General features: G+C 72.0%; 22 protein-coding genes. 15 read left to right on the forward strand and 7 right to left on the reverse strand.

Translation table 11 applies throughout. The features are described 5' to 3' along the window. Nucleotides 1–147: 147 nt before the first annotated feature. Together AB0K12_RS43765 and AB0K12_RS43770 are read left to right on the forward strand one after the other, a co-directional pair. Complete coding sequence (locus AB0K12_RS43765; protein WP_364574425.1) at nt 148–2,316, forward strand: SpoIIE family protein phosphatase; 2,169 nt, start codon at nt 148–150, stop codon at nt 2,314–2,316. 71 nt (nt 2,317–2,387) lie between these two features. Then, the gene (locus tag AB0K12_RS43770; protein WP_364574427.1) at nt 2,388–3,791 is read left to right on the forward strand and encodes a HAMP domain-containing sensor histidine kinase; all 1,404 of its coding nucleotides are present in this window, start codon (nt 2,388–2,390) and stop codon (nt 3,789–3,791) included. Nucleotides 3,792–3,797: 6 nt separating this feature from the next. Here AB0K12_RS43770 and AB0K12_RS43775 read toward each other — a convergent pair whose 3' ends face one another. Then, nucleotides 3,798–4,385: a PadR family transcriptional regulator gene (locus tag AB0K12_RS43775; protein WP_364574429.1), complete on the reverse strand. Its 588-nt coding sequence runs from the start codon at nt 4,383–4,385 to the stop codon at nt 3,798–3,800. 70 nt (nt 4,386–4,455) lie between these two features. Here AB0K12_RS43775 and AB0K12_RS43780 point away from each other — a divergent pair, with 70 nt between their 5' ends. Next, the gene (locus AB0K12_RS43780; RefSeq protein WP_364574431.1) at nt 4,456–5,226 is read left to right on the forward strand and encodes a hypothetical protein; all 771 of its coding nucleotides are present in this window, start codon (nt 4,456–4,458) and stop codon (nt 5,224–5,226) included. A 111-nt stretch (nt 5,227–5,337) separates the two neighbouring features. On the opposite strand, the gene AB0K12_RS43785 is transcribed toward AB0K12_RS43780, so the two are convergent. Next, the gene (locus AB0K12_RS43785; protein WP_364574433.1) at nt 5,338–6,516 is read right to left on the reverse strand and encodes a cysteine desulfurase-like protein; all 1,179 of its coding nucleotides are present in this window, start codon (nt 6,514–6,516) and stop codon (nt 5,338–5,340) included. A gap of 9 nt (nt 6,517–6,525) precedes the next feature. Between AB0K12_RS43785 and AB0K12_RS43790 the strand changes: the two genes are divergently transcribed. The 3 genes from AB0K12_RS43790 to AB0K12_RS43800 all read left to right on the forward strand — a co-directional run bounded on the left by AB0K12_RS43790 (nt 6,526) and on the right by AB0K12_RS43800 (nt 8,876). Continuing rightward, entirely contained in the window at nt 6,526–6,954 is a 429-nt protein-coding gene (locus tag AB0K12_RS43790) for a hypothetical protein (protein WP_364574435.1), read from the forward strand. Nucleotides 6,955–6,979: 25 nt separating this feature from the next. Continuing rightward, nucleotides 6,980–8,449, forward strand: coding sequence for a wax ester/triacylglycerol synthase family O-acyltransferase (locus AB0K12_RS43795; protein ID WP_364574437.1), 1,470 nt, complete (start codon nt 6,980–6,982; stop codon nt 8,447–8,449). 103 nt (nt 8,450–8,552) lie between these two features. Then, nucleotides 8,553–8,876: a hypothetical protein gene (locus AB0K12_RS43800; RefSeq protein ID WP_345403895.1), complete on the forward strand. Its 324-nt coding sequence runs from the start codon at nt 8,553–8,555 to the stop codon at nt 8,874–8,876. Nucleotides 8,877–8,955: 79 nt separating this feature from the next. Here AB0K12_RS43800 and AB0K12_RS43805 read toward each other — a convergent pair whose 3' ends face one another. Further along, a complete protein-coding gene (locus AB0K12_RS43805; RefSeq protein ID WP_364574440.1) occupies nt 8,956–9,594 on the reverse strand; it encodes a TetR family transcriptional regulator in 639 nt (212 codons plus the stop codon). 103 nt (nt 9,595–9,697) lie between these two features. Between AB0K12_RS43805 and AB0K12_RS43810 the strand changes: the two genes are divergently transcribed. The 4 genes from AB0K12_RS43810 to AB0K12_RS43825 all read left to right on the forward strand — a co-directional run bounded on the left by AB0K12_RS43810 (nt 9,698) and on the right by AB0K12_RS43825 (nt 12,802). Further along, nucleotides 9,698–10,693: an RNA polymerase sigma factor gene (locus AB0K12_RS43810; protein WP_364574442.1), complete on the forward strand. Its 996-nt coding sequence runs from the start codon at nt 9,698–9,700 to the stop codon at nt 10,691–10,693. Nucleotides 10,694–10,800: 107 nt separating this feature from the next. Then, the gene (locus AB0K12_RS43815; RefSeq protein WP_355419379.1) at nt 10,801–11,568 is read left to right on the forward strand and encodes a class I SAM-dependent methyltransferase; all 768 of its coding nucleotides are present in this window, start codon (nt 10,801–10,803) and stop codon (nt 11,566–11,568) included. A gap of 53 nt (nt 11,569–11,621) precedes the next feature. Further along, the gene (gene add, locus AB0K12_RS43820; protein WP_364574445.1) at nt 11,622–12,572 is read left to right on the forward strand and encodes an adenosine deaminase; all 951 of its coding nucleotides are present in this window, start codon (nt 11,622–11,624) and stop codon (nt 12,570–12,572) included. Further along, nucleotides 12,569–12,802 carry a hypothetical protein gene (locus AB0K12_RS43825; protein WP_364574447.1) on the forward strand — a complete coding sequence of 78 codons (234 nt, stop codon included), beginning with the start codon at nt 12,569–12,571 and terminating at the stop codon, nt 12,800–12,802. Before add ends, AB0K12_RS43825 begins: the two co-directional genes overlap by 4 nt. Here AB0K12_RS43825 and AB0K12_RS43830 read toward each other — a convergent pair. Both AB0K12_RS43830 and AB0K12_RS43835 read right to left on the reverse strand, forming a co-directional pair. Continuing rightward, entirely contained in the window at nt 12,799–14,835 is a 2,037-nt protein-coding gene (locus AB0K12_RS43830) for a beta-galactosidase (protein ID WP_364574520.1), read from the reverse strand. The genes AB0K12_RS43825 and AB0K12_RS43830 overlap by 4 nt on opposite strands. An 11-nt stretch (nt 14,836–14,846) precedes the next feature. Then, on the reverse strand, nt 14,847–17,168 hold the full coding sequence (locus tag AB0K12_RS43835) for a glycoside hydrolase family 3 N-terminal domain-containing protein (RefSeq protein WP_364574449.1): 2,322 nt from the start codon (nt 17,166–17,168) through the stop codon (nt 14,847–14,849). A 231-nt stretch (nt 17,169–17,399) separates the two neighbouring features. On the opposite strand from AB0K12_RS43835, the gene AB0K12_RS43840 reads away from it, so the two are divergent. Together AB0K12_RS43840 and AB0K12_RS43845 are read left to right on the forward strand one after the other, a co-directional pair. After that, entirely contained in the window at nt 17,400–18,410 is a 1,011-nt protein-coding gene (locus AB0K12_RS43840; RefSeq protein WP_364574451.1) for a LacI family DNA-binding transcriptional regulator, read from the forward strand. A gap of 172 nt (nt 18,411–18,582) precedes the next feature. Then, nucleotides 18,583–19,929: a GAF domain-containing SpoIIE family protein phosphatase gene (locus AB0K12_RS43845; RefSeq protein ID WP_364574453.1), complete on the forward strand. Its 1,347-nt coding sequence runs from the start codon at nt 18,583–18,585 to the stop codon at nt 19,927–19,929. Nucleotides 19,930–20,151: 222 nt separating this feature from the next. Here the strand turns inward: AB0K12_RS43845 and AB0K12_RS43850 are convergent, their stop codons facing one another. Then, complete coding sequence (locus AB0K12_RS43850) at nt 20,152–20,781, reverse strand: response regulator transcription factor (protein WP_364574455.1); 630 nt, start codon at nt 20,779–20,781, stop codon at nt 20,152–20,154. Nucleotides 20,782–20,802: 21 nt separating this feature from the next. Continuing rightward, nucleotides 20,803–21,957 carry a histidine kinase gene (locus tag AB0K12_RS43855; RefSeq protein WP_364574457.1) on the reverse strand — a complete coding sequence of 385 codons (1,155 nt, stop codon included), beginning with the start codon at nt 21,955–21,957 and terminating at the stop codon, nt 20,803–20,805. Nucleotides 21,958–22,526: 569 nt separating this feature from the next. Here AB0K12_RS43855 and AB0K12_RS43860 point away from each other — a divergent pair. From AB0K12_RS43860 to AB0K12_RS43870, 3 genes are all read left to right on the forward strand, one after another. Continuing rightward, a complete protein-coding gene (locus AB0K12_RS43860) occupies nt 22,527–23,240 on the forward strand; it encodes an ATP-binding cassette domain-containing protein (RefSeq protein ID WP_364574459.1) in 714 nt (237 codons plus the stop codon). 241 nt (nt 23,241–23,481) lie between these two features. Next, complete coding sequence (locus tag AB0K12_RS43865; protein WP_364574461.1) at nt 23,482–24,243, forward strand: hypothetical protein; 762 nt, start codon at nt 23,482–23,484, stop codon at nt 24,241–24,243. 260 nt (nt 24,244–24,503) lie between these two features. Next, complete coding sequence (locus tag AB0K12_RS43870) at nt 24,504–25,070, forward strand: hypothetical protein (RefSeq protein ID WP_364574463.1); 567 nt, start codon at nt 24,504–24,506, stop codon at nt 25,068–25,070. Nucleotides 25,071–25,127: the final 57 nt, after the last annotated feature.

A 25,127-nucleotide genomic window follows, 5' to 3' on the forward strand; every position in this document is an offset into this window, starting at 1 on the left:
CCTGGTAAGGGGTGCGGGACCCGTCCGCCGCATCGGCGGGCGGGCACGCCATGGGAGGGTTTGAAGAGCGCCATCCGCACCCCGGAAACGGGTCAGATTACGACAAGCATTCCCCTATCGGTACAAAGCGGTAGATACCGTAACCGTATGGCTCGCGTAGGGAGGCGTGAGGAGCCGATGCTGTCGCGCGGGACCGAGTGGCTCAGCGCGTCTCACCGGCTCCGGCCGGCCGGGCCTCCGGCCACCTCGGCAGTGGACGAGACGCTCGTTCACGCGGCGCGCGCGACCGGCGCGCACATCGGCGTCCTCTATCTGCTGGACGCCGACGACGACGTGCTCCTCATGCAGGCCCAGCTCGGACTGCCAGGCCCCATGATCGGGCAGTGGGGCAGGCTGCGGGCCGAGGCGGGCGTCCCCGCGACCGTCGCCGTCCGCAAGGGCGAGCGCGTCTGGGTGCCCGACCTGGAGGAGCTGGCCCGCCGCTTCCCCTCCATGGCCTTCCTCGTGCCGTACCACTTCTCCGTCCTGGCCACGCCGCTCAGAGTCGGCGGCCGGGTCGCCGGATCCTGGGTGCTCATGTGGTCGTCGTCGCAGGCGCCGCGGCTGGGCGCGTACGAGCTGGGGGTGGTCGACGAGGCCACCCGCCGCATGCAGGACCTGCTCGCCGAGACGGCGGAGGACGGGCAGCGGCCCCCCGTCACCCCGCAGCCCCGCACGCTGACCCCCCTGCCGCCGCGTCCCTCCGACATGGGGCGCTCGCTCGCCGCCTTCGGCTTCGCCGACCGGCTGCGGGACGGCTGCGTCTCGCTCGACCTGAACGGCCATATCACCTACCTCAACGACGCGGCCGCCGCGCTGCTCGGCAGCGCACCCACCGCGCTGCTCGGCCGCGTGCTGTGGGAGGCGGTGGACTGGCTGCGCGGCCCCACCTTCAAGGAGCGCTTCAGGCACGCCGTGGTCGGCCAGCAGCCCACCTCGTGCCGGCTCGCCACGTCGGGCGGCACCACCGTCGAGGCCCGCCTGCACCCCGACCCCTCGGGCGTCAGCCTGCACCTCGTGACCACCGGCCAGACGGCGCTCGGCGACGGCTCGGCGCACCCGCAGCCGCACCACCTGCACGAGCTCCTGCACCTGGCCGCCACCCTGACCAGGGCGCTCACCGTGCGCCAGGTCGTGGAGCTGGTCAGCGACCACATGATGGCCGCCTGCGGGGTGCACTCCATGGCGGTCTTCCTCGCCGAGGGAGGCAGGCTGCGGGCACTCGGGTCGCACGGGTTCAGCCGCGAGCTCCTCGACCGGTTCAACGGGCTGCCGGCGGACCTCAGCACTGTGACCGGCCAGGTCGCGCGGACCGGCGAGGCCAGGTTCTTCGGCGACCGGCAGGAGATGGGCGACCGCTACCAGCCCGCACTGGACCCGGACGACATGCAGGCGTGGGCGTTCCTGCCGCTGTCCCTGTCGGACCGGCTGACCGGCACCTGTATCGTGGCCTTCCGGCAGCCGCATCCCTTCACCTGCGCGGACCGGGCCACTCTCACGTCCCTGTCCGGCATGATGGCGCAGGCGCTCGACCGGGCCCTGCTGTACGAGGCGAAGGACAACGCCGCCCACTGCCTGCAAACCAGCCTGCTGCCGCGCCGCCTGCCCGAGATCGACGGCCTGGAGACGGCCGCCCGCTACGTGCCCGCCACCCGCGGCGTCGGCATCGGCGGCGACTTCTACGACCTCATCCGCCTGCACGACCACGCCGCCGTGGCGGTCATCGGCGACGTGCAGGGCCACAACCTGGCCGCCGCCGCCCTCATGGGGCAGGTGCGCACCGCGATCCACGCCACCGCCACCGACCCCGACGCCGACCCCGGCACGGTGCTGCGCAACGCCAACCGGCTGCTGCTCGACCTGGACACCGACCTGTTCACCAGCTGCCTGCTGCTCCACCTCGACCTGCGGCTGCGCGCCTTCTCCGTGGCCAACGCCGGGCACCCGCCGCCCCTGCTGCGCGCACCCGGCGGCGTCGCCGAGCCCGTGGACGTGCCGCCTGGGCCGCTGCTCGGCATCGACCCCGACGCGGAGTACCCGACGATGCAGGTGCCGTTCTCGCCCGGCGCCGTGCTCGCCCTCTACACCGACGGCCTGATCGAGGCGCCCGGCGTCTACCTCGGTGACGCCATCGCCCGCCTGGCCGCCCACCTGACCAAGGCGGGCCCGCAAGCGCTGCCCAGCCTGGGAGAGGCCATGCTCGACCAGGCGCCCGCCGCCGAGCAGCGCGGCGACGACATCGCGCTGCTGCTGCTCAAACACCTGCCGAGACCATGACGGGGGGAGCGTATCGAACGATTCGCCCGGGGCCGGGCCGGCCGATCGCGGCCACTCGAGGAGGTGGTGGCATGGGGCTGAGCCGAGCGGGACGGCGACGGCCGTTCCTGCGGTCGATCCGCGCGCGCTACACCTGCTGGGTCGGCTTGCTGTTCCTGGTCGTCCTGACGATCGTCGCCACGCTCGTCGTCCTCGGCATCCGCAACAGCATCACCAAGGACATCGAAGAGGGCCTGCGCCAGGACATCCTGAGCTGGGCGAACCAGATGGCGCCAGGCCACTACCCGCAGCCCCAGCCGCAGCTGCGCACCGACTACCTGCAGCTGGTGGACCAGGAGGGGCGGGTGGTGGCGGCCAACGACGCCGCGTCGCACCTGCCGCCGCTGACCGACGTACGGCCCGCACTCGGCGAGCGCCTCGAGGACGTCATGGCCTGCCCCGAGCAGAGCCCGTGCCTTCTGGTGGCGGTGCTGCGGTTCGACGGGCCGGTGGCCCAGACGTTGTTCGGCGGCCAGGAGCACTACATCATCGCCGGCGAAACCCTCCCGCTCGCCTTGACCATGCCGTACATGCCGATCGGCTTCGCGGCCGCGGTGCTGATCGCCTCCGCGGCCGCGGCCTGGGTCACCTGGGTGGTCGTGGGACGCATGCTCTGCCCCGTGCGCACGATCAGCGACACCATGCGCGAGGCCACCGCCGGCGACTTCAGCCTGCGGGTCCCAACCCCGCCCGGCGACGACGAGATCGCCAGGTTCGCCCGCACCTCCAACCTCTACCTCGACCGGCTGGAGAAGGCGGTGACCGCGCAGCGCCGCTTCGCCTCCCTGGTCTCCCACGAGCTGCGCGCCCCGGTCGCCGGCCTGCACGTGCAGCTGGAGGAGGCCCTCATGTACCCCCACGAGGTGGACTCACACTCCGCGCTGCGGCTGACGCTGCGCACCACCGAGCGCCTCCAGGCGATCATCGACGACCTGCTCGCCTACACCAAGGTCAAGGACACGGGGCCGGTCGCGTACCAGCCGATCGACCTCACCGCGCTGGTTGAGGAGGAGCTGGCGGCCCAGCCGCGCACCGGCACCTGCATCCAGCTGCACCGGGCCGGACACCCGGTCGTGCTCGGCTCGCGCGTGCAGCTCTCGCGCGTGCTCGACAACCTCCTCGCCAACGCTCGCCGGCACGCCCGGTCCAGGATCGACGTCTCCATCGCGCGCCGGAACGGGCACGCCGTGCTGGTCGTGCAGGACGACGGCCACGGCATCGCGCCCGGCGACCGCGAGCGGGTCTTCGAGCCGTTCGTCCGGCTGGCCGAGGGGCAGCGGCTCGACCCCGGCGGCAGCGGGCTCGGCCTGGCGGTCAGCCGGGAGACCTGCGTCGCGCACGGGGGCACGCTGACGGTCGAGGACTGCCCGTCCGGCGCCCGCTTCGTCGTCCGCCTCCCGGCCTGCGAGGACATCCCCGCCATCGAACCCGCCTGACCTGGGTCACGCGTCGTCGTCGAGGCGGGAGAGCATCCAGCGGCACCACTCGATGCGGTGCCGTTCGTAGCCGAGGCCGCACAGCAGGGTCGCGTAGTTGCCGAAACGCGGGTCGCCGAGGGCGGGCGGGCCGCCGAAGGAGGCCTCGTGGCGCTCGTACTCGGCCAGCCGCTCCTCGTGCGCGGCCAGCTGCTCGGCGAACATCCGCCGCACCATCCCCGGCTCGGCCAGCCACGACGCGTACGCCTTCAGCACCAGCTCGTCACGCTCCGGCCGCTCGCGCGGCGGCTCGGTGACCCACGCGCGCAGCGCCCGCCGGCCCTCGGGCGTCAGGTGGTAGACCTTCTTGTCCTGCGGGCCCGGCCCGTGCTCCGACTCGTACGCGATGAGGCAGGCGGCCCTGAGCTTCTGCAGCTCGGCGTGGATCTGGCTGTGGCGGGCCGTCCAGAAGTAGCCGACCGGCCTGCGCATGGCGGCGGCGAGGTCGTATCCGGTGCGGTTGCCCCGGGCGAGCACGGCGAGGATCGCGAAGCCGAGCGTCGAGGGCGTCGGGGGCGTCGGGGGCGTCGAGGCCGGCGAGGTCGTTGAGGTCATGGTCCGACCAAGGATAAGGTGCCGTTGCTTCTATGTCAGTTCTGACATAGTTTGGCGGGAGGAGGCGGCCATGCGCAGGTGGACGGGTTCATCGGCGGTCTTAGGGGTGCTGGTGCTGGTGCTGACGGCCTGCGGGGGCGCGGTCGGCACCGGCGCGGCACCGTCAGCTCCGAGCCCTTCGGCCGGTGCCGTCACGAGCCCGTCGCCGATCCCCACCGGGCCCAACGTCTCCGGGTGCTTCACCGAGGCGGACGGGAAGATCATCAAGCACGCCCACGGCATGCCCGCCGTGATCGCCGGTGACGGCCCGGTCGGCGTGGTCATCACGTACGAGCGGCGCGGCACCGTCTGCAGCTGGCGCCCGCTGTCCGACCGGCTGGTCGCGGCCGGCTACCGCGTCCTGCTGTACGTCAGGGACTCGGCCATGCTGCCCGAGGACACCACGATCGCCCTCGCCCGCAGGCTGGCCAAGGAGAAGGGCGTCGAGCGGGTCTTCCTCGTCGGCGGCTCGATCGGCGCCACCACCGCCGTCCCCGCCGCCCTCAAGCTCGGCTCGGAGGCGGCGGGGGTGGTGGCGGGGGTGGTGGCGCTGTCCGGGCAGATCAAGCCGGAGCAGGCCGCCCGGCTGACCGTCCCGCTCCTGCAGATCGGCTCGGAGAACGACGGCTACGGCGGCGCGGACGACCTCGCCGCCGCGCAGGCCGCCGCCACGAAGGCGGCCGCCAACGAGACCATGGTCATCCCGGGCGAGAGCCTGCACGCCTCCGCCCTGTTCAGCAGCCCGCACGGCCCCGCGGTCCTCGACCGCATCGTCACGTTCCTGGACCGCCACAAGGGCTGAGCACCGGTCGGGGAGCGCCACAAGGGCTGAGCACCGATAGGGGAGCGCCGGCCACCCCACGCCGGCGTCATGGCCGCTGTGCGGTGACCCCGGGGTCGTGCGGGCCGCGGATCAGCGGAGGCGGGTCAGGCCGTCGAGGAGGCGTTCGACGTCCGTACGGTCGTTGTAGTGCACCAGGCCCGCCCGCACCGCGCCGCCCGAGTCGCGGATGCCCAGCGCCCCGGTCAGCTCCCAGGCGTAGCTGTGCCCGCTCCACACGTTGACGCCCAGCTTCGCCAGGTGCTCGGCGACCCGGCGCGGCTCGTGCCCGGCCACGTTGAAGTAGGCCGTCGCGGTGCGCCGGGCGGGCTTGCCGTACAGCGTCACGTGCGGCATCGACTCCATCTCCGCCACCAGCTCCGCGAACAGCCCCAGCTCGTGCTCCTCGGCCGCGGCCATGGAAGCGAGCAGGCGTTCGCGGCGGGTGCCGGCGCCGGGCACCATGGCGGCCAGGTGGTCCACGGCGGCCGTCACGCCGTCCAGGTCGGCGAAGGCCGCCGTGCCCGTCTCGAACCGCTGCGGCACCGTGTCGGGCGAGGGCGTCAGCTTGTCAGGACGCAGCGTCTCCAGCAGCCCGGGATCGGCGACGACCGCGCCGATGTGCGGCCCGCCCCACTTGTACGCGCTCGTCGCGTAGAAGTCGGCGCCCATCGCCCCCATGTCCACCGGCCCGTGCGGGGTCGCGTGCACGCCGTCCACGTACATCAGCGCCCCGGCCCGGTGCGCCAGCTCGGCGATGGCGGCCACGTCGGGACGGGTGCCGAGGATGTTGCTCGCCGCGCTGACCGCGACCACCCTGGTCCGCTCGTTGATCAGGCCGGCGTACTGCTCGACCGGCAGCTCCCCGGTGACCGGATCGACCTCGGCCCACCGTACGGTGGCGCCGGTCTGCGTCCACGGCCGGACGTTGGCGTCGTGGTCGAGCCGCGAGACCACCACCTCGTCGCCCGGCCCCGCGATCGCCCTGGACAGGCGATAGGTGAGCGTCGTCATGTTGGGGCCGAGGATGACGCCGTCCGGCCGGCCGCCCACCAGGTCGGCGACGGCGGCGCGGCAGGCGGCCACGATCGCGTCGGAGCGGTGACTGGCCGGGAACGTGCCGCCCACGTTGCCGATCCCCGTCCGGTAGGCGGTGGCGATGGCGTCGATCACGGACTGAGGGACCTGGGTGCCGGCGGCGCCGTCGAGATAGGCGTGACCGTCGGAGAGTGCGGGGTACGCGGCGCGTACCTCTTTGATGGGGAAGGGCATGATATGTAGATGCTCACCCTGCGCGACCTCAACCGTGCGACCCTGACTCGCCAGCATCTTTTGTCCCGTCACGAGGGTGACGTGGCCGACGTCGTGCACCGGCCGGCAGGGCTGCAGGCGCAGGAGCCGCGCCCGCCGTACCTCGGGCTGGCCGCCGCCGCGCGCCGCTTCGACGGCCCCGCCACCCCCGCCGACGTCGCGACCTGGAGCGGGCTGCGCGGCATGCGCGAGGTCATGACCGGTGCCGTCTACCTGGTGGACGGGTTCGCCGCCGGCACCTGGCAGATCAAACGCTCGGGCAAGAAGGCCAGGCTGCTCATCAGCCCGTTCGTCGCCACCGACCTGGGGCAGGTGGAGGAGGAGGAGGGGCTCCGGCTGCTGGCCTTCGCCGAGCCGGACGCGACGACGACCGCTCTTGAAGTGACCGGCGCACAGTGATTGCGTTCGGGGCGGAGGTGTGACGATGCCGCAGCTTTCCGCCCTGGACGCGCAGTTCCTCCACTTCGAGACCGCCACCAACGTCGCCAACATCGCCGGGCTCGCCGTGCTGGACGGCCACCTGCACCGCGCCGACCTGCAGGATCTGCTCGAACGGCGGCTGCCGTACGTGCCCGCCCTGCGGCGCAGGCTCGCCGCCGTGCCGCTGGGGCTCGACCACCCGTATTGGCGGCAGGAGGACGATCTCGACCTGGACTACCACGTACGCGAGATCGGCCTGCCCCCGCCCGGCGACGACCGGCAGCTCGCCGAGCAGGTCGCCCGCCTGCACCCCCGCCGCCTCGACAGGAACCGCCCGCTGTGGGAGATCTACCTGGTCCACGGCCTGCCCGGCGGCCGTACGGCCCTCTACACCAAGATCCACCACGCGGCGGTGGACGGCATCGGCGGCGCCGACGTGCTGGCCGCCCTGCTCGACGTCGGCCCCGAGCCCGCGCCGCCGCCCAGCGACGAGCCCGAGCACGACGCGCCGCCGCCCGGCAGCGCCGAGATGGTGGTGCGCGGCCTGGCCCGCCTGGCCGCCAACCCCGCCCACGCCGTACGCTTCGCCGCCCAGGCCGTCCCGCACCTCGATGAGATCCCCGTCCTGTCCCGGCTGCCCGGCGCCGGCGCCGTCTCCGCCGTCGCCCGCCGCCTGGCCGGTGCGGGCCAGGTGCCCGATCTGCCCACGCTGCCCCCGCCGCGCACGCCGTTCAGCGGCCCCGTCTCCGCGCACCGCCGCTTCGCGTTCGTCTCGCTGCCGCTGGATGAGATCAAGCAGGTGCGCAAGGCGTTCGGGGTCACGGTCAACGACGTCGTCATGGCCGTGTGCGCGGGAGCGCTGCGGCGGTGGCTGGCCGCTCACGGCGGCGTGCCGGGCCGGCCGCTGGTGGCCGGGGTGCCGTTCTCGGTACGGCCGGAGGAGGGCGGCGGAAAGGGCGGCGGGGAAGGCGGCGGGGAAGGCGGCGGGGAGGCGGGCAACCAGGTGGCCATCATGACCGCGCCGCTCGCCGTGCACCTGGCGGAGCCGGTGGAGCGGCTGTACCACGTTCGGCACTCCATGCAGCGCATCAAGGACCGCTTCGCGCCGGCGTCGGCGCGGTGGCTGCGCGAGTTCAGCGAGTCGATGCCGGCCGCGCTCATGGGGCTCGCCTCACGCTCGGCGTTCGACCTGGTCGGACAGGCCGCGCCGCCGATCAACCTGATCGTCTCCAACGTGCCAGGACCCCAGTTCCCCCTGTACGTGTGTGGCGTCCGGCTGCTCGCCCACTACCCCGTCTCGGTGATCACCGACGTCAGCGGCGGCGTCAACATCACCGCCTTCTCCTACGACGGCTCGCTGGACGTCGGCGTCGTCACCGACAGGGAGATGGTGCCCGACGCCTGGGAGCTGGTCACCGACCTGCGCGCGGCGCTGCGGGAGCTGCGCGCGGCCGAGTCCGGCCTGCCGCACTGAAAGCCCCGGCCCGCACGGGCTTTTGTCGGTGGCATGTGAAATCTTGGACCTCGGCGTGCACACGGCCGGGGGCCGGCCGGCGCCCATACGAAGGGGAGATCGCATGGCCACCGCCGAGGAGCTCTACGAGGACCTCGTCTCCGAACACCTCGCCCGGCCGGGGGTGCGGATGGGGCGCATGTTCAACTCCGAGGGGCTGCAGGTGAGGGGACGCGTCTACGCCTTCTACGCCAGATCGCGAGGGCGGGTGGTGGTCAAGCTCCCGGCTCCGCGGGCGGCCGCCCTGGTCGAGGACGGCACGGCCGAGGAGATGCGCATGGGCGGCCGCCGCATGCGCGAGTGGGTCGGCCTCGCCCAGCCCGACGAGGAAACCTGGCGCCACCTCCTCGGCGAAGCCGCCGCCTACGGCGAAGAGCTGGCCGGCTGACCGGCCACGGCCCCGCGCACGGCCGCTGCCCGAGCGGCCCCCGTCCTCAGGCCACCCACCACACCGCCGCGCGGGGTGGTCAGCGGATGGCCGCGGTGCCGAGCGAGGGTTCCAGGAGGTCGAAGACGCGGTGGGCCATCTCCGCGAGTTCGGCGGCGATGCCGTCGAGCGGGTCGCCGTCCGGGGCGGTCAGCATGCGGGACTGCAGTTCGCGGAAGAGCAGCCGGTCGGCGGCGGCGAGCTGGGCCGCGATCGCGCGCGCGCCGATCGGGTCGTCAGGCGCCTCGGCGGTGAGGCGCTCGGCGAGGGCCTCCTCCCTGAGGTCGTGCAGCTCGCGCAGGCGCGCGACCAGGGTCGGGCTCTCGGCGATCATGCGGGCGAACGCGGGCCCGGTGAAGCCGATCACCGGGTCGTGGCGCTCGAGCGCGGCCATGTACTCCCGCCGCATCGCCGCCAGCGCGGGCTCACCGTCGGGCCGGCGGGCGAGGGTCGCGGCCGGGCCCGCCACGAACTCCTCGTGGTGGTCGAGCGCCAGGTCCTCCTTGCGGGGGAAGTAGTTGGTCACGGTCATCTTGGCGACCCGCGCGGCGGCGGCGATGTCGGCGATCGTCGTGCGGTCGAAGCCACGTTCCAGGAACAGTTGGGTAGCGTGGTCAGAGATGGCCTGCCTGGTCTCTCGCTTCTTCTGTTCCCTCAAGCCCAAGGTGTCGATGCTCATAGCTTCAGTCTTACACAAAAATTTAGGTTCAACCTTATTTTAGGTTGACTCTTCTATCGAGGGAGCCTAAAGTTAGGCGCGACCTAAGTTTAGGATGTCGTTCGTGCCGTACGTGAGCGAGGAGAAGGTTTTGTCCCAAGCAGCAGAGGTTCTCGAACTCGACGACAGCACCGCCGAGGGTGTCACCACCGTCGGCGCCGACTCGGTCAAGGCCTATCTCAAGGAGATCGGCCGCGTGCCGCTGCTCACCGCCGAGCAGGAGATCGAGCTGGCCAAGCGGATCGAGGCCGGGCTGTTCGCCAGGGAACGGCTCGACACCGAGCCGGGCCTGCCCGACGACCTGCGGGCCGACCTGGAGTGGATCGCCGAGGACGGCACGCGGGCCAAGCAGCGCATGCTGGAGGCCAACCTGCGCCTGGTGGTCTCCATCGCCAAGCGCTACACCGGCCGCGGCATGCTCTTCCTCGACCTCATCCAAGAGGGCAACCTGGGCCTGATCAGGACGATCGAGAAGTTCGACTACCGGCTGGGCTTCAAGTTCTCCACGTACGCCACGTGGTGGATCAAGCAGGCGATCACCCGGGCGATGGCCGACCAGGCCCGCACGATCCGCATCCCCGTCCACATGGTCGAGCTGATCAACAAGGTCGTGCGGGTGCAGCGCCGCCTGCAGAGCGACCTCGGCCGCGAACCCACGCCCGAGGAGATCGCCCAGGACTGCGAGCTCGAGGTCGACCGCGTCGTCGAGATCCAGGGCTACGGCCGCGAGCCCATCTCCCTGCACACGCCGCTCGGCGAGGAGGGCGACAGCGAGTTCGGCGACCTCATCGAGGACACCGAGGCCGTCTCGCCGGCCGACGCGGTCTCGTTCACGCTGCTCCAGCAGCAGCTGCGCGCCCTGCTCGGCCAGCTCTCCGAGCGCGAGGCCGGGGTGATCAGCATGCGCTACGGCCTCAACGACGGCAAGCCGATGACGCTCGACGAGATCGGCCGCGTCTACGGCGTCACCCGCGAGCGCATCCGCCAGATCGAGGCCAAGACCATGTCGAAGCTCCGCCACCCGTCCCGCTCCCTGGCCCTGCGCGACTACCTGAGCTGAGCCCGCCGCCACATGGCCTGGCCGCGGAGAAAGGCTGCGCCAAAGGCTCATCAAGAGTGTCGCCACAGCCCTATGAGGGCCGGGGCCGTCGGCCTAGATTCCAAGGCGTGAAACGCTCCCGTTCGAGCCTCGTCCACCAGGCGACGTACGCGATCAAGCATCCGCACAAGATCGTGCCCCATCTGCGGCGATTGGCCCGCGACACGTGGTTCAGGCTGCGTACGCGGGACCACGTCGCCTACTACCGGGCCGTCATGCGCTCCGACACCGCCCGCGACCCCGAGGGCGCCGTAGGCTCCCACACCCACAAGCGCTGGCTGGCACTCGGCCGCATGCAGTTCGACTACCTCGTCGAGCACGGGCTCAAGCCCGAGTGCCGGATGCTGGAGATCGGCTGCGGCAACCTGCGAGCCGGCCACCTGTTCATCGACTACCTGCACACTGGCAACTACTACGGCATCGACATCTCGCCCGACATCCTCATGGCCGCCCAGGACACCCTCGTCCGGCACGGCCTGGCCGACAAGCTGCCCCACCTGACCCCCGTACGCGACCTGCGCTTCGCGTTCCTGCCCGACGCGCACTTCGACGTGGTGCACGCCCACAGCGTGTTCTCGCACTCGCCGCTGCACGTCATCGAGGAGTGCTTCGCCCATGTGGGACGGGTGATGAAGCCAGGCGGGTGGTTCGACTTCACCTTCGACCGCACCGAGGGCAAGGAGCACCACGTGCTGCGCGAGGACTTCTACTACCGCACCGAGACGCTGGCCGCCCTGGCCGCCTCCTACGGCTTCACCGCCACGTTCATGGAGGACTGGGAACGCTCGCCGCACAAGCAGTCCAAGATGCGCCTGACCAAGCGACCGGCCGTCTGACCTGGCGATAATGCGGTGCGGCCGGTGCCGGCGGCTGTCTATCGTGGGGGCACGTGAGAGATCTTCGCGCCCTGCCCAAGGCCCACCTGCACGTGCACCTCGAGAGCACCGTCCGTCCCGATACCGTGCGGGAGCTGGGCGGTGAGCCCGGTCCTGAGGGGGTGTTCCGCACCTTCAGGGAGTTCGCCGACCAGCGGGCCCAGGTGCGGGGGCTGCTCCGCACGGCCGATCACTTCCGCCGGGTCGCGCTGGAGTTCTGCGCCGACGAGGCCGCCCAGGGCACCCGCTACGCCGAGGTGACGTTCACCGCCGCCGCCCACGGCGAGCGGGTGGGGCAGCCCGGGATGCCGTTGCAGGCCGTGCTCGACGGGCTGGCCGAGGGGCGGGCCCGTCACGGCATCGAGTGCCGGGTGCTGCTCGACCACTCCAGGCGGCGGCCCGTCGAGCGGCTGCGGCGGACGTACGAGCTGGCGCTTCGGCACGACGAGGTGATCGGCATCGGGCTGGCCGGCGACGAGAGCCACCCGCTCGCCCCGTTCGCCGGCGTGCTGGACGAGGCCAGGCAGGCCGGGCTGCACCTCGTGCACCACGCGGGGGAGTCGGCGGGGGCGGCCAGCATCCGTGAGGCGCTCGACGTGGGGCACGCCGAACGGCTCGGGCACGGCATCCGGGTGCTCGACGACGACCTGCTGGTGGCGGAGGTACGCGAGCGCGGCATCCCGCTGGAGGTCTGTCCCACCTCCAACGTGCTGCTCGGGCTCGTGCCGTCGCTGGCCGACCACCCGCTGCCCCGGCTGCGCGCCGCCGGGCTCGCCGTCACCGTCAACACGGACGGGGAGACGGCGCTGGCCGACGAGTACGCCCGCCTGCGCGACGTCCACGGCTTCACCGACGCCGACCTCGCCGCCCTGGCCCGCGCGGGCATCGACGCCTCCTTCGCCCCCGACCCCCTCAAGTCGGCCCTCCGGGCCGGCGTCGACGCCTGGCTGGAGCAGCCCGCATGACCAGCGACCACGACACCTCGGCCCCCACCGGCCCCGACCCCTCGCCTCAAGGCGCGGCCTCTCCGGAGGGTGGGGAGGTGCTGGCATCCCTGCCCGAGTCGCCGGAGTTCCGGCTCGCCCGCCCCGTCCGGGCGGGCGGCGGATGGGTGGTGGACGGGTGGGAGGCGGCCCGCCCCGTGGGCGTCGGCGGTCGCGGTCGCCGACGCCCTGTGCCGGCCCGGCGAGCCTAGCCGCGGGCGAGCTGGACGACCGCCGCGCCCAGCGGGTCGAGGGACACCTCGCCGGAAACCGGCCGCCCGGTCAGCAGATCCGTGCCCTCCCCTCCCACGGGCACGGACACGCCCGATTCGGCACTGTGGTTGAGCAGGAACACGTACTCGTGCGCGGCGTCCCCGCGTACCGAGCACTCCACGTGCGCGGGCACGCCCTCGAAGCGGGAGCGCACGCCCGACTCGGCGACGACTCGCGCCACCGTCTCGCCGAACGCCTCCTGCTCCAGCAGCGTCGCGAAGTAGACCACCCGCCCGGCCCCGAACCGGTTCTCGACCACGGCCGCCCGCCCCGCGAGCAGCCCGTCGGCGTACGTGGCCAGCGCCGTGCCGCTCTCCAGGTGCAGGTCGTCGCGCCACCAGGTGGAGGTGGCCCGCCGCCCGCCGGCGAACTCGCCGGTGGACTCGCCGGTGAACTCGACGGTGAACGACTCGTCGGGCCGCGCCGGCCAGTACTCGTCGATCTTCGCGCCGATGAGCCGCCGGAACGCGCCCGGGTAGCCGTCCGGCCTGACCCGGTTGTCGGCGTCCACGACCCCGGAGAAGAACGACATGATGACGGTGCCGCCGTCGCGCGCGAACGCTTTGATGCGGGCCGCGCCCGCGTCGTCGATCAGGTACGCGTTCGGCACCACCAGCACCTTGTACCCGTCCAGCGAGGACGACGCCGACACCACGTCCACCGCGTGGTGCCGCTCCCACAGCGGTGTGTAGTGCCGCATCACCGTGTCGGTGTAGCTCCAGTCGTTGCGCGGCAGGCCGAAGACCTCCTCAAGGCCCCACCAGCCGTCCCAGTCGAACAGGATCGCGATGTCGGCCGACGAGCGGGTGCCGGCGACGGGCGCCAGCAGCTTCATCTCCCGCCCGAGGTCGGTGACCTCCTTGAACGTCCGCGACTCGGGCCCCGAGTGGGGCAGCATCGCCGAGTGGAAGCGCTCCTGCCCGCCCCTGCCGGCCCGCCACTGGAAGTACATCACCGAGTCGGCGGCCCGCGAGACGGCCTGCAGCGAGCCGAGCCGCATGCGTCCCGGCTCCTTGACGATGTTGAGCTTCCACTGGCTGACCGCGCTGGCCGCCTGCTCCATCAGCATCCACGGCTGCCCGCCCTTGAGCGAGCGGAACAGGTCGTAGTTGAACGCCGCCGACACGTGCGAGTCCGCCTCGGCCGGGTTGGGGTAGATGTCGAGCGCCGCGGCGTCCTCCTCACGCGCCCACTTCCAGTAGTCGGCGTGGCGGAAGAAGCGCATGAAGTTCGTCATGACCGGGATGTCGTCGCGGAAGGAGCGCACGATGTCCCGCTCGGCGATGTAGCACTCCAGCAGCGCGTCGGAGGTGAAGCGCTTGAAGTCGAGGCGGCGGGTGGGGTTCATCCACGTACGGGGGATGTGCGGCACATCGACCTGCTCCCAGTCGGTGTAGACCTGGCCCCAGAAGCGGGTGGTCCACGCCTCGTTGAGCGCGTCGAGGGTGCCGTACTTGCGGCGCAGCCAGTGGCGGAAGTTCACCGAGGCGGCCTCGCCGTACGACGTGGGCCCGTACTCGTTGCTGATGTGCCACATCGCCAGCGCCGGGTGGAAGGAGTAGCGCTCGGCCAGCTTGGTCGTGATGCGCGCGGCGTACTCGCGGTAGATCGGCGACGAAGGGTCGTAGTGCAGCCGGTTGCCGAAGCCGAACGGCTGGCCGTCCTCCCTGATCGGGAACACCTCGGGGTGCAGGTGGGTGAGCCAGACGGGCGGCGCCGCCGTGGGCGTGGCCAGGTTGACGCTGATGCCGTTGTCATGCAGCAGGTCCATGACCTCGTCGAGCCAGCCGAACTCGTACCTGCCGGGCTCGGGCTCCAGCGACGCCCACGCGAAGACGCCCAGGCTGACGGTGTTGACGCCGGCCTGCCGCATGAGCCGGACGTCCTCCTTCCACACCGTGCGGTCCCACTGCTCGGGGTTGTAGTCGCCGCCGAAGGCGAAACCGCCGACGCGCCGCCTGAACGCCTCCATGCGGTCCACGCTCAGCGCTCCTCGGCCATCACGACGACGGTGGTCAGCCGCGGCTCGTCGCCGGTGCACGCGTAGACCGGGCCGGTCAGCAGCACCGTGCGCTCCTCCACCACGTCGGTGACCGAGCGGCGGACGGACAGGCCGACCTCACCCGGCTCGACCACGCGCCGCCCGTCACGGCCGGTGAACGACAGCAGGCGGGCCGGCACCGCGAACTCCACCCGCGCCGACTGTCCCGGCGCCAGCTCGACCCGGGCGTACCCGACGAGCTGGGCCAGCGGCCGGGTGACCGAGGCGATCCGGTCGGAGGCGTACACCTGCACGACCTCGGCGCCGGCGCGGTCGCCGGTGTTGGTCACCGTCACCGCGCAGCGGATCGTCTCACCGGCCGGCACCTCGCCGTCGGCGGTGAAGGCGGAGTAGCCGAAGCTCGTGTAGCTCAGCCCGTGGCCGAACGGCAGCACGGGCGCCGGGTCGAGGTTGCTCACCGAGCCCGCCCCGCCGAGCTTGGGATGCAGGTAGCTGTACGGCTGGCCGGCCGTGCCGCGCGGCAGGCTCATCGGCAGCCGACCGGACGGGTTGACCGCGCCGCTGAGCACCCGCGCGAGCGCGCCCGCGCCCTCCTGGCCGGGGAAGTACGCCTGCACGACGGCCGTGGCGCGCTCGACGATGCCCGGCACCGCGTACGCGCGGCCGGTCATCAGCACCACCACGGTCGGCGTGCCGGTCGCGAGCACCGCGTCGGCCAGCTCCTGCTGCGCGCCCGGCAGGTCGAGCGACTCCACGTCGCAGCCCTCGCCCGAGGTGCCCCGCCCGAACAGCCCCGAGCGGTCGCCCAGCACGACGATCGCGACGTCCGAATCGGCGGCCAGGCGGGCGGCGGCGGCGATCCCCGAGCGATCGCCGTCGTCCACCCCCGTGCCGCGCTCGGTCGCGATGTGCGCCTGCGGCAGCTCCTGGCGAAGCGCCTCCAGCAGGGTCGGCGCGTTGATGCCGGTCTCGGCGTCGGGGAAGTGCGGCAGCACGTGGTTGACGAACGAGTAGCAGCCGAACAGCGCCGCCACCTCGTCCGCGTTCGGCCCGACGACCGCGACCTTGCGGCCCGCGGCGTCGCCGAGCGGCAGCACGCCGTCGTTGGTCAGCAGCACCACCGACTCCTCGGCCAGGCGGCGCGCGACGTCCCGCGAGACCGGGTCGTCGAGGTCCACCTCGCCCTGAGGCTCCGGGTCGTAGCCGTCGTCGAGCAGGCCGAGCTCGGCCTTCTGCCGCAGCACCCGCCGCAGCGCCCGATCGACCAGCGCCTCGTCGACGCGGCCCGCCGTCACCGCCTCCTGCAGCGGGTCCAGGTACGTCACCCCGGTCGGCAGCTCGACGTCGATGCCCGCGGTCAGCGCCTGCGCGGCGGCGTCACCGGCGTCCTCGGCCACGGCGTGCAGGGTGTGCAGGAACGCGACCGCGAAGTAGTCGGCCACCACCGTGCCGTCGAAGCCCCACGTGTCGCGCAGCACGCCGGTCAGGTAGTGGTCGTCGGCGGCGATCGGGATGCCGTCGATCTCGGCGTAGGAGTTCATCACCGAGCCGGCGCCGGCGTCGCGTACCGCGACCTCGAACGGGAACAGCAGCGTGTCGGCCACCTCGCGGGCGCCCGCGTGCACGGGAGCCAGGTTGCGGCCGGCGCGGGAGTTGGAGTAGCCGACGAAGTGCTTGAGCGTGGCGATCACGCCGGCGGACTGCAGCCCGCGTACGTACGCCGCGCACACCGTGGCCACCTCGTACGGGTCCTCCGACACGCACTCCTCGACCCGCCCCCAGCGCTGGTCGCGGATCACGTCGAGGACGGGGGCCAGCCCCTGGTGCACGCCGAGCGACCGCATGCCGGACCCGATGGCCCGGCCCATCTCCTCCACCAGCTCCGGGTGGAAGGACGCGCCCCATGCCGGCGGCGCCGGATAGGTCGTGGCCCGCCACGCCGCCAGGCCCGTCAGGCACTCCTCGTGGGCGATCGCCGGAATGCCGAGCCGGGTGTTCGCGCGCAGCCACCGCTGCCGCTCGGCCAGCGTCTTGCGCGCGGCCTCCGGCTCGACCGGCGTGGTGCCGAAGTGGCGGGTGATGTGGCCGACGCCGTCGCGGGCGAAGTCCTCGAATCCGAGGTCCTCGCCCTGCATCGAGTCCTGCAGCGGCGCGACCACGCCCTTCTTCCTGTTGACGTTCAGCCACACGCCGACGAGCTGCGCGAGTTTCTCCCGCAGTGACATGCCGGCGAGTAGTTCCTCGACCCGCCGCGCCCGCTGGCGGGCGATCTCCGGCTCCGGCGGATCAACAAGTGCTGGCATGACCCCTCGCGACTTCCCTAGCGGCGGAAATTTTCTGGGCAAGTTACCGAAAAACGCTCGTGACATTGCCGAGCTGTTACGGTAGGGTCCGGCTCGCGGCCCTGTCAATAACCCGCTCACATGGCGGAATCCCGCCTGGTCAGCGGGCCGCCTCGGGTCCGGCGGTTTTCCGAAAGTTTGTAACTTCGCCGGTGCCGCCCAGCGGCGGTGCCACGGCAAACGGGAGGTCCTGTGCCTCGAGCCACGCTGGCCGACGTCGCCGCGGCCGCCGGAGTGTCCGTACCGACGGTCTCCAAAGTGCTCAGCGGCAAGAAACACGTCTCCGCCGCCACCAGGGACAAGGTGCTCGAAGCGGTCAGAGCCTCCGGCTACGAGGCGCCGCGCCCGCCGACCAAGCCCCGCGTCGGCGTCATCGACCTGCTCATCGACGGCCTCGGCTCGCCCTGGGCGCAGGTGCTCATCAGCGGCGCCGAGCAGGCCGCCGCCCGCTGGGGCTTCTCCCTCGTCGTCACCTCCTCCTACCGCGCCGACTTCGACCTGCGCCGCTGGATCGGCATGGTGCGCAAGCGCAACACCGACGGCATCGTGCTCGTGCTCTCCCGGGCCGACCAGCGCGAGATCGCCGCCATCGAAGAGCTGCTGCACGTGCCGCTCGTCCTGCTCGACCCCGTCGGCCAGCGCGACCCCCGCCTGTCCACCGTCGGCGCCACCAACTGGCTGGGCGGCGTCATGGCCACCACCCACCTGCTGGAGCTCGGACACACCAGGATCGGCTTCATCGGCGGGCCGCTCGACACGCAGTGCACGCTCGACCGGTACGAGGGCTACCTGGCCGCCCACCGGACCTTCGGCATCGAACCCGACCCCACGCTCACCCGCTACGGCGACTTCATGGTCCACGGCGGCAAGAGCCTCGGCGGCGAACTGCTCGACCGCGACGACCCGCCCACCGCCGTCTTCGCCGGCAACGACCTCCAGGCCGCCGGCGTCTACCAGGCCGCCACGGAGCGCGGCCTGCGCGTGCCCGAGGACCTGTCCGTGGTCGGCTTCGACGACTCGACCCTGTGCGAGATGCTCTCGCCGCCGCTCACGACCGTCCGTCAGCCACTGGACGACATGGCGAACGAGGCCGTCCGTCTCGTCCACGAGGAGCTCACCCACCCCAGAGGACCTTCGGGCACCCGCATCGAACTGGCCACGAACCTGATCATCCGCCGCAGCACCGCCCCCCTGGCGACCTGACTCGACCCTTGCCTGAGTCGTCCCGCGGCTCCGCTGCGGTCTGATTCGTCCCGCCCGTCGGCGGGGCGTCGTCATGCCCGAAACCCCATGTCCGTAGGCAATCCGCAGATCTCCCTCTATCCTGATCGGACCGGCAGGGAAGTGATCCACATCACACGGAGGGCCTACGTCGGTGGCATCGGGGTTCCTGATCAAAGATCCGCGCACGCGCGCCGACTTACGGCTGGACGGCGCCGCCGGCTCCCAAGAACGCCTGGCGTTCCTCAACGACGCGAGCACCCGCATCGGCAGCACCCTCGACCTGGCACAAACCTGCCGTGAGGTGCTCGACGTGGCCGTGCCCCGCTGCGCCGACACCGGCGGCATCATGGTGCAGGAACGCCTCATCACCGAAGGCGAGTTCCCCGTACGCCCCACCGACGGCTCCGCCCTGGTCCGCCGCGTCGCCACGGCCGTAGCCGTCGACAACCCGTGGGACTGGGACACCGCCTTCCCCGTCGACGAGGTCGCCGTCTACCCGCCGTTCCTCCCGCAGGGCCAGGCCATGGCGACCGCCAGGACCGTCCTCGTGCCCCGCCTCGACCAGAGCGTCGCCGACGAGATCGCCAAGGCGTTCGGCCGCGACGTCATCGCGAGGTCGCTGGCCGGCTGCTCGTTCCTCGTCGCCCCGCTGCTGGCGCGCGGCAACGTGCTCGGCTTCTTCGTCCTCGTGCGGCAGCCGTGCAGCGAGCCGTTCCAGGACGGTGACGTGGCGCTGGTCGAGGAACTGGCCGCGCGCACCGCCATCTGCATCGACAACGCCCGCCTGTACGCCAGGGAACGCCGCACCGCCCTCACCCTGCAGAGCAGCCTGCTGCCCACCGGGCTCAACGCCCCGCCCGGCCTGGAGGTCGCCTACCGCTACCTGCCCGCCGGCGACCTGACCGGCGTGGGCGGCGACTGGTTCGACGTCATCCCGCTCGCCGCCGACCGCACCGCCCTCGTCGTCGGGGACGTCATGGGCCACGGCGTACGCGCCGCCGCCACCATGGGCCAGCTCCGTACCGCCACCCAGACCCTCGCCAGCCTCGACCTCGACCCCGCCGAGCTGCTCTACCGCCTCAACCGGGTCGCCCAGCAGCTCGACCTCGACCAGATCGCGACCTGCGCGTACGCCCGCTACGACCGCACCACCGGCACCGTGGAGATCGCCAGCGCCGGGCACCTCCCGCCCATGCTCGTCCAGCCCGACGGAACCGCCGACATCGTCGCCGTCACCCCCGGCCCGCCGCTCGGCGTCGGCACCGACACCTTCGACCTGGCCACGTTCGCCCTCCCGCCCGGCGGCCTCCTCGCCCTCTACACCGACGGCCTGGTGGAAGGCCGCGAGTGGAACATCGACGAGGGCCTGGCCAAACTCCGCGGCCTCCTGACCGGCCCACCCCTGGGCATCGACCGCATCTGCGACATGATCGTCCGCGCCCAACGCCCCAGCACCGACCGCGACGACATAGCCCTGCTGCTAGCCAAAGCCCGCTAACCCGCCACCAAGCCCCACCCACCCGTCACCCAATCCCGTCATCGGCGCCGTCACCGACTCCCGTCACCCATGCTCCCGCGCCCCTCCAAGGACCCCCACGCCCGTCCAGCCGCGCCCACGAGGCCCACACACGCCCGCATGACCCCATTCACCGATAGCCCAATGCGCCGCACGCCTTTATGGGCCTCGGGGACCCGTCCTGCCCCAGAAGCCGGCAGGCGGTCAGAGGAGGCCGGCGTCGCGGACCTTCATGGCGACGTGGACGCGGTTGTCGGTGCCGAGCTTGGCGAAGATGCGGGTGATGTTGGCCTTGACGGTGGCCACGCTCACCGACAGATCACGCGCGATCTCCGCGTTCGAGCTGCCCCTGGCCACCTCGACGGCGACCTCCCGCTCGCGTTCGGTCAGCTCGGCCAGCTCGCGGGCGGCGTCGGGGCGGCGCGGCTCGTAGCGGCCGGTGGCGGCGGCGATCACCTGCTGGGCCACGGTCGGCGACAGCACCGGCTCGCCCTTGGCCACCGCACGCACCGCCTCGATCATCTTCGGCGGCGGAGTGTCCTTCAGCAGGAACCCGTTGGCGCCGAGCTGCAACGCCCGCAGCACCATGTCGTCGGCGTCGAACGTGGTCAGCACCAGGATCCGGGGCGGCGACGCCTGCCGCAGCAGCAGCTCGGTGGTGGTCAGCCCGTCCTGCTCAGGCATCCGGATGTCCATCAGAACGACGTCGGGCCGCAGGTCGCGGATCACCGTCATGGCCTGCCTGCCGTCGGCCGCCTCGCCCACGAGGTCGAGGTCGGCCTCGCCGCCCAGGATGAGCCGCAGCCCCGTACGCACCATGGGATCGTCATCCACGATCACGACTCTCACCACGGCTCAAGCCTCCCACGGCAGGGTAGCGTCGAGGACGAAGCGCCCGTCGCGTACGTCATGAGTGATCCTTCCTCCGGCCATCCGCGTCCGCTCGGCCAGTCCTACCAGCCCCAGCCGCCCGCCAGGACCTGGCCTGCCGGGCGCCGCCGCGTTGCTGACCCTGATGCGCAGCCCGTCACCGGGCCGCCCGCCGATCTCGGCCCGCACCAGGCTCCCGGGCGCGTGCTTGCGCGCGTTGGTGAGGGCCTCCTGCACGATCCGGTACGCGTGCCGCCCCGTCTGCGCCGGCAGCAGCTCCCTGCCGGTGACGGTGTCGTCCACCTCGACCTGCTGACCGGCGGCGCGTACCTCCGCGAAGAGCGCGCCGAGATGCGCCAGCGTCGGCTGCGGCGGCGCGGGCCCGCCCTCCGCCGCGCCGTCCTGCGCGGCCGGTCCGTCCTGGCCGGCGAGGTCGCCGCGCCGCAGTGTGCCGAGCACGGCACGCAGCTCGGTCAAGGACTGGTGGGTGTTCTCCTGGATGGCCAGCGCCGTTTCCCGCGTCTGCTCGGGCGTCAGATCCTTCCGGTACGCCAGTCCGCCCGCCAGCATCGCCAGCAGGGAGATGCGGTGCGCCAGGACGTCGTGCATCTCCTGCGCGATCTTCAGCCGCTCGGCCAGCTTCGCCTGCTCCACCCGCTGCGCCTGTCCGCGCAGCTCCGCCGCCCGCCGCTCCGCCTCGAGCTCTCGCCGCCCCCGCAGGTAGAGCCCGAACACGGTCAGCCCGGCCAGGATCGTGCCCGAGACGACCGCGTAGACCGCCGTCAGCCGCCAGTCGTCCTTCCACCGGGTGGAGATCGCCACGCACACCCAGAACAGCAGCCCCACCGGAACCACCTGCCGCCACCGGCGATGCGTGGCGAGCGAGGCGAACGCGACGATCGCCGGCCCGTTCGCCGCGAACGAGAACGCCGACGCCGCCGCCAGCACCGTCGCGACCTGCCACGGCCACCGGCGCCGCAGCGGCAGTAACGCGATGCCCACCGCCCCCGCGGCCATGTCGGTAAGCAGCATGCCCACGTCGGCCCCCCGCTCGCCGACGCTGCTGACGAGGACCAGAACGAGGAGCAGCAGCGGCGCCGAGGCGAACAGGTAGAAGAGCGCGACCCCCAGCCACTCCACAGGCCGCTCACCGGAAGAGGAACCCGGCAGGCCGTGGGGGAGGGGACTCGGCATTCCCCGGGAGATGGACACGCCTGGCGCCTGCTCCCAGCCCGGCCCCGGCTCGCCCGAGCCCGGACCCGGGACGTGGTGCGGCGCGTCCGAGGTCGGACCCGGGATGTCGTGCGGCGCGTTCGAGGCCGGACCTGGGATGTCGTGCGGCGCGTTCGAGGTCGGACCCGGCACACGACGTGGCCCGTCCGAGGCCGCACCCGGGATGCGACGTCGTTCGTCCGAGGACGGGGCCGCCACGCCGGGCCGCTCGTTCGGAGCTGGGGGCGGTGAAACCGGGCGGTCGCCGGGGGAGGAGGCCGGGGGCCAGGGGGCGTCGCCTGTGGGCTGGTGCGGAGGGCCGGGGTGGTCGTGCACGGCACCAAGCCTAAACATCGCTTGGCCTGCGCATCAGCACCCTGGGTCGATCCCCGTATAGACCCTCGGCCATAACCCGGCCGGTGGTTGTAGCCCTGGCGACCGCGACTCTCGACCCTGGTCCGATGAGGCCGGGCCGCGTTTTCGATGAACTGGGGCACGTGATCGAACTCCAGCGCGTCACCAAGACGTACAACGGGGTGAAGGCGCTCGACGACGTGTCCTTCACCGTCCACCCCGGCTCCGTCACGGGCTTCCTCGGCCCCAACGGCGCCGGCAAGTCGACGGCCATGCGCATCCTGGCCGGCCTGGCCAGACCCACCTCCGGCCGCGCCACCGTGCTCGGCAAGCCCTACGCCGAGCTGGCCCGCCCCGGCTACGACGTGGGCACCCTCCTCGACGCCGGCGCCCAGCATCCGGGCCGCACCGGCCGCGAGGTGCTCACCCTGGGCGCCCTCATGCTCGGCCTGCCCAGGGCACGCGTCGACGAAATGCTCGGCCTGGTGGGATTGACCGGCAAGGAGGCCGGACGCCCGATACGCGGCTACTCCCTGGGCATGCGGCAACGACTCGGCATCGGCCACGCCCTGCTCGGCCGCCCGAGAGCTTTGATCCTCGACGAACCCGCCAACGGCCTCGACCCCCAGGGCATCCAGTGGATGCGCGAGCTCCTGCGCGGCCTGGCCGCCTCCGGCTGCGCCGTCCTGCTGAGCTCCCACCTGCTGTACGAGGTGGAGCAGGTCGCCGACCGCATCGTGATGATCGGCGCAGGACACGTCCTGGCCGACGGCACCCTCGCCGAGCTCAGCCAGGGCCGCACCCTCGAACAAACCTTCCTCGCCCTAACCTCCCAAACCTCCCGCACCCCCGCCTAACCCCCTCTCACACCCCACCACTCGCTGCCAGACCTCCGTTTGATTTGCACTCAGAGCCCGCCGTTCACCACTAGACCCCCCGTTTGGCTTGCGGCCAGAGCCTGCCGCTCACCACTAGACCCCCGTTTGACCTGCACTCACAACCCGCCGCTCACCGCCGCACTCCTGCCGGAATCGCAGCGACCACGGTCAGCGATTCGGAACCGACCGCCCTTTCTCCACTCAGTGATTGGACTTCGGCATGACCACCCACACCGCCATCCAGCTTCCGCAGCGCGTCACGTTTGGGAGGTTGTTGCGGGTTGAGGCGCGGAAGCTGCTCGATACCCGTACCAGCCTCGTCATGACCGGGGTCCTGGTCGTCGTGGCGGTGGCGCTCGTCGTCGGACGGGGGGTCGTGACGGAGACGGCCGATCTGTTCATGCTCGCGGGGACGGCGGGGACGGTGTTCGGGATCCTGCTGCCCGTGCTGGGCATTCTGTCGATCACCGGCGAATGGCAGCACCGTACGGCGCTGACCACGTTCACCCTGGAGCCCAGGAGGGCGCGGGTGCTGGTGGCCAAGTGCGTGTCGGTGCTGGTGGCGGCCGTGCTGGCGTGCCTGCTGGCGGTGCTGGTCGCGGTGCCGACGACGGCGGTGGTGGCGTCCGTGCGGGGCGTGGAGGCGACGTGGGGGCTGGAGGCGCACGTGCTGGTGGGCTGGATCGCCACCACCGTGCTGCTGACCGCTGAGGGCCTCGCCCTCGGGCTGTTGCTGCTCAACGCCCCGGCCGCCATCGTGATCTACCTGGTCAGCCCCATGGTGGGGAGCTTCGCCGCCCAACTTGGCGCGGGAGGTAAAGCCGTGGCACAGTGGCTGGACCTCAATTCCACCAGCGACGTCCTGATGAGCGACGACGTGACGGCCGGCGGTCTGGCCCGGCTGGCGGCGTCGGTGGCGCTCTGGATCGCCGTCCCCGCCGCGGTGGGCACCCTGCGGGTGCTGAAGCGGGATGTGACCTGACGCTTTACCGGCAAGGTAGATCTATGCCGGTTTCGTGGTGATATGTTTGCCAATGTCCGGTTTAGGAGGGTACTGTCGTAGACGTTACCGAGCAGTGACCCGCGCCTGACCAAGAGAGGCGGGGCCTGCCCCGGTTTCCCTGGATCCCGTTCCCGTGGATTCTCGCGCTCTACGTAGCGTCTGTACGGCGTGCTGCCCGGCTACGTTCGTCCTGACGAGCGCAAAGTTCCCGTCCCCTAACAAAGGACCTGAATTTTCCTATGTCTGCTCGCCTGCGTTCCGTCGCCATGCTCGCAGCCTCCGCCGTCGCGGCCATGACCGTCGGCGCGACCACCGCTCACGCCGAGACCGACGTCGAGCAGCGTGGTGTGCTGAAGGGCTCGACGACCGCGTCCTACTTCTGGGACGACGCCTCCGGCCGAGCCGGCGACACCGGCCTGCCCGCCGCGGGCAAGCCCATGCAGAAGGGCCTGGCCGCCAGCCCGAGCTGGCCCCTCATGACCGAGGGCTACGTGCTCTACCAGGGCAAGAAGCTGCCCTTCTTCGTGGGTGACCGCGGCCCCGGCGACCCCTCCAACCGTGGTGTGATGCTCGACCTCGACGCCAAGACCTTCGCCGAGCTCACCGGCGGCACGTTCAACTCCCGCACGCTGGGCGTCGACGGCGTCAAGGGTCAGGGCCACATCAAGGTCGACTACATCATCACCAAGTGGGGCGATGGGGTCGGCAAGAAGAGCTACCCCGTGGCGTTCTCCACCGGCGCCTGGTCCGAGAAGGACCAGAACCCGGTCATCCAGCAGGTGTCCGTCAAGGTCCCTGCCAAGTAGAGCGGCCCTAGCTGAGCGGCACCCCTGCCCCAGCTGGGCGGTGCCCCGTTGAGCGGC

The organism is Nonomuraea sp. NPDC049419 (assembly GCF_040676995.1).
GTDB lineage: Bacteria > Actinomycetota > Actinomycetes > Streptosporangiales > Streptosporangiaceae > Nonomuraea > Nonomuraea salmonea.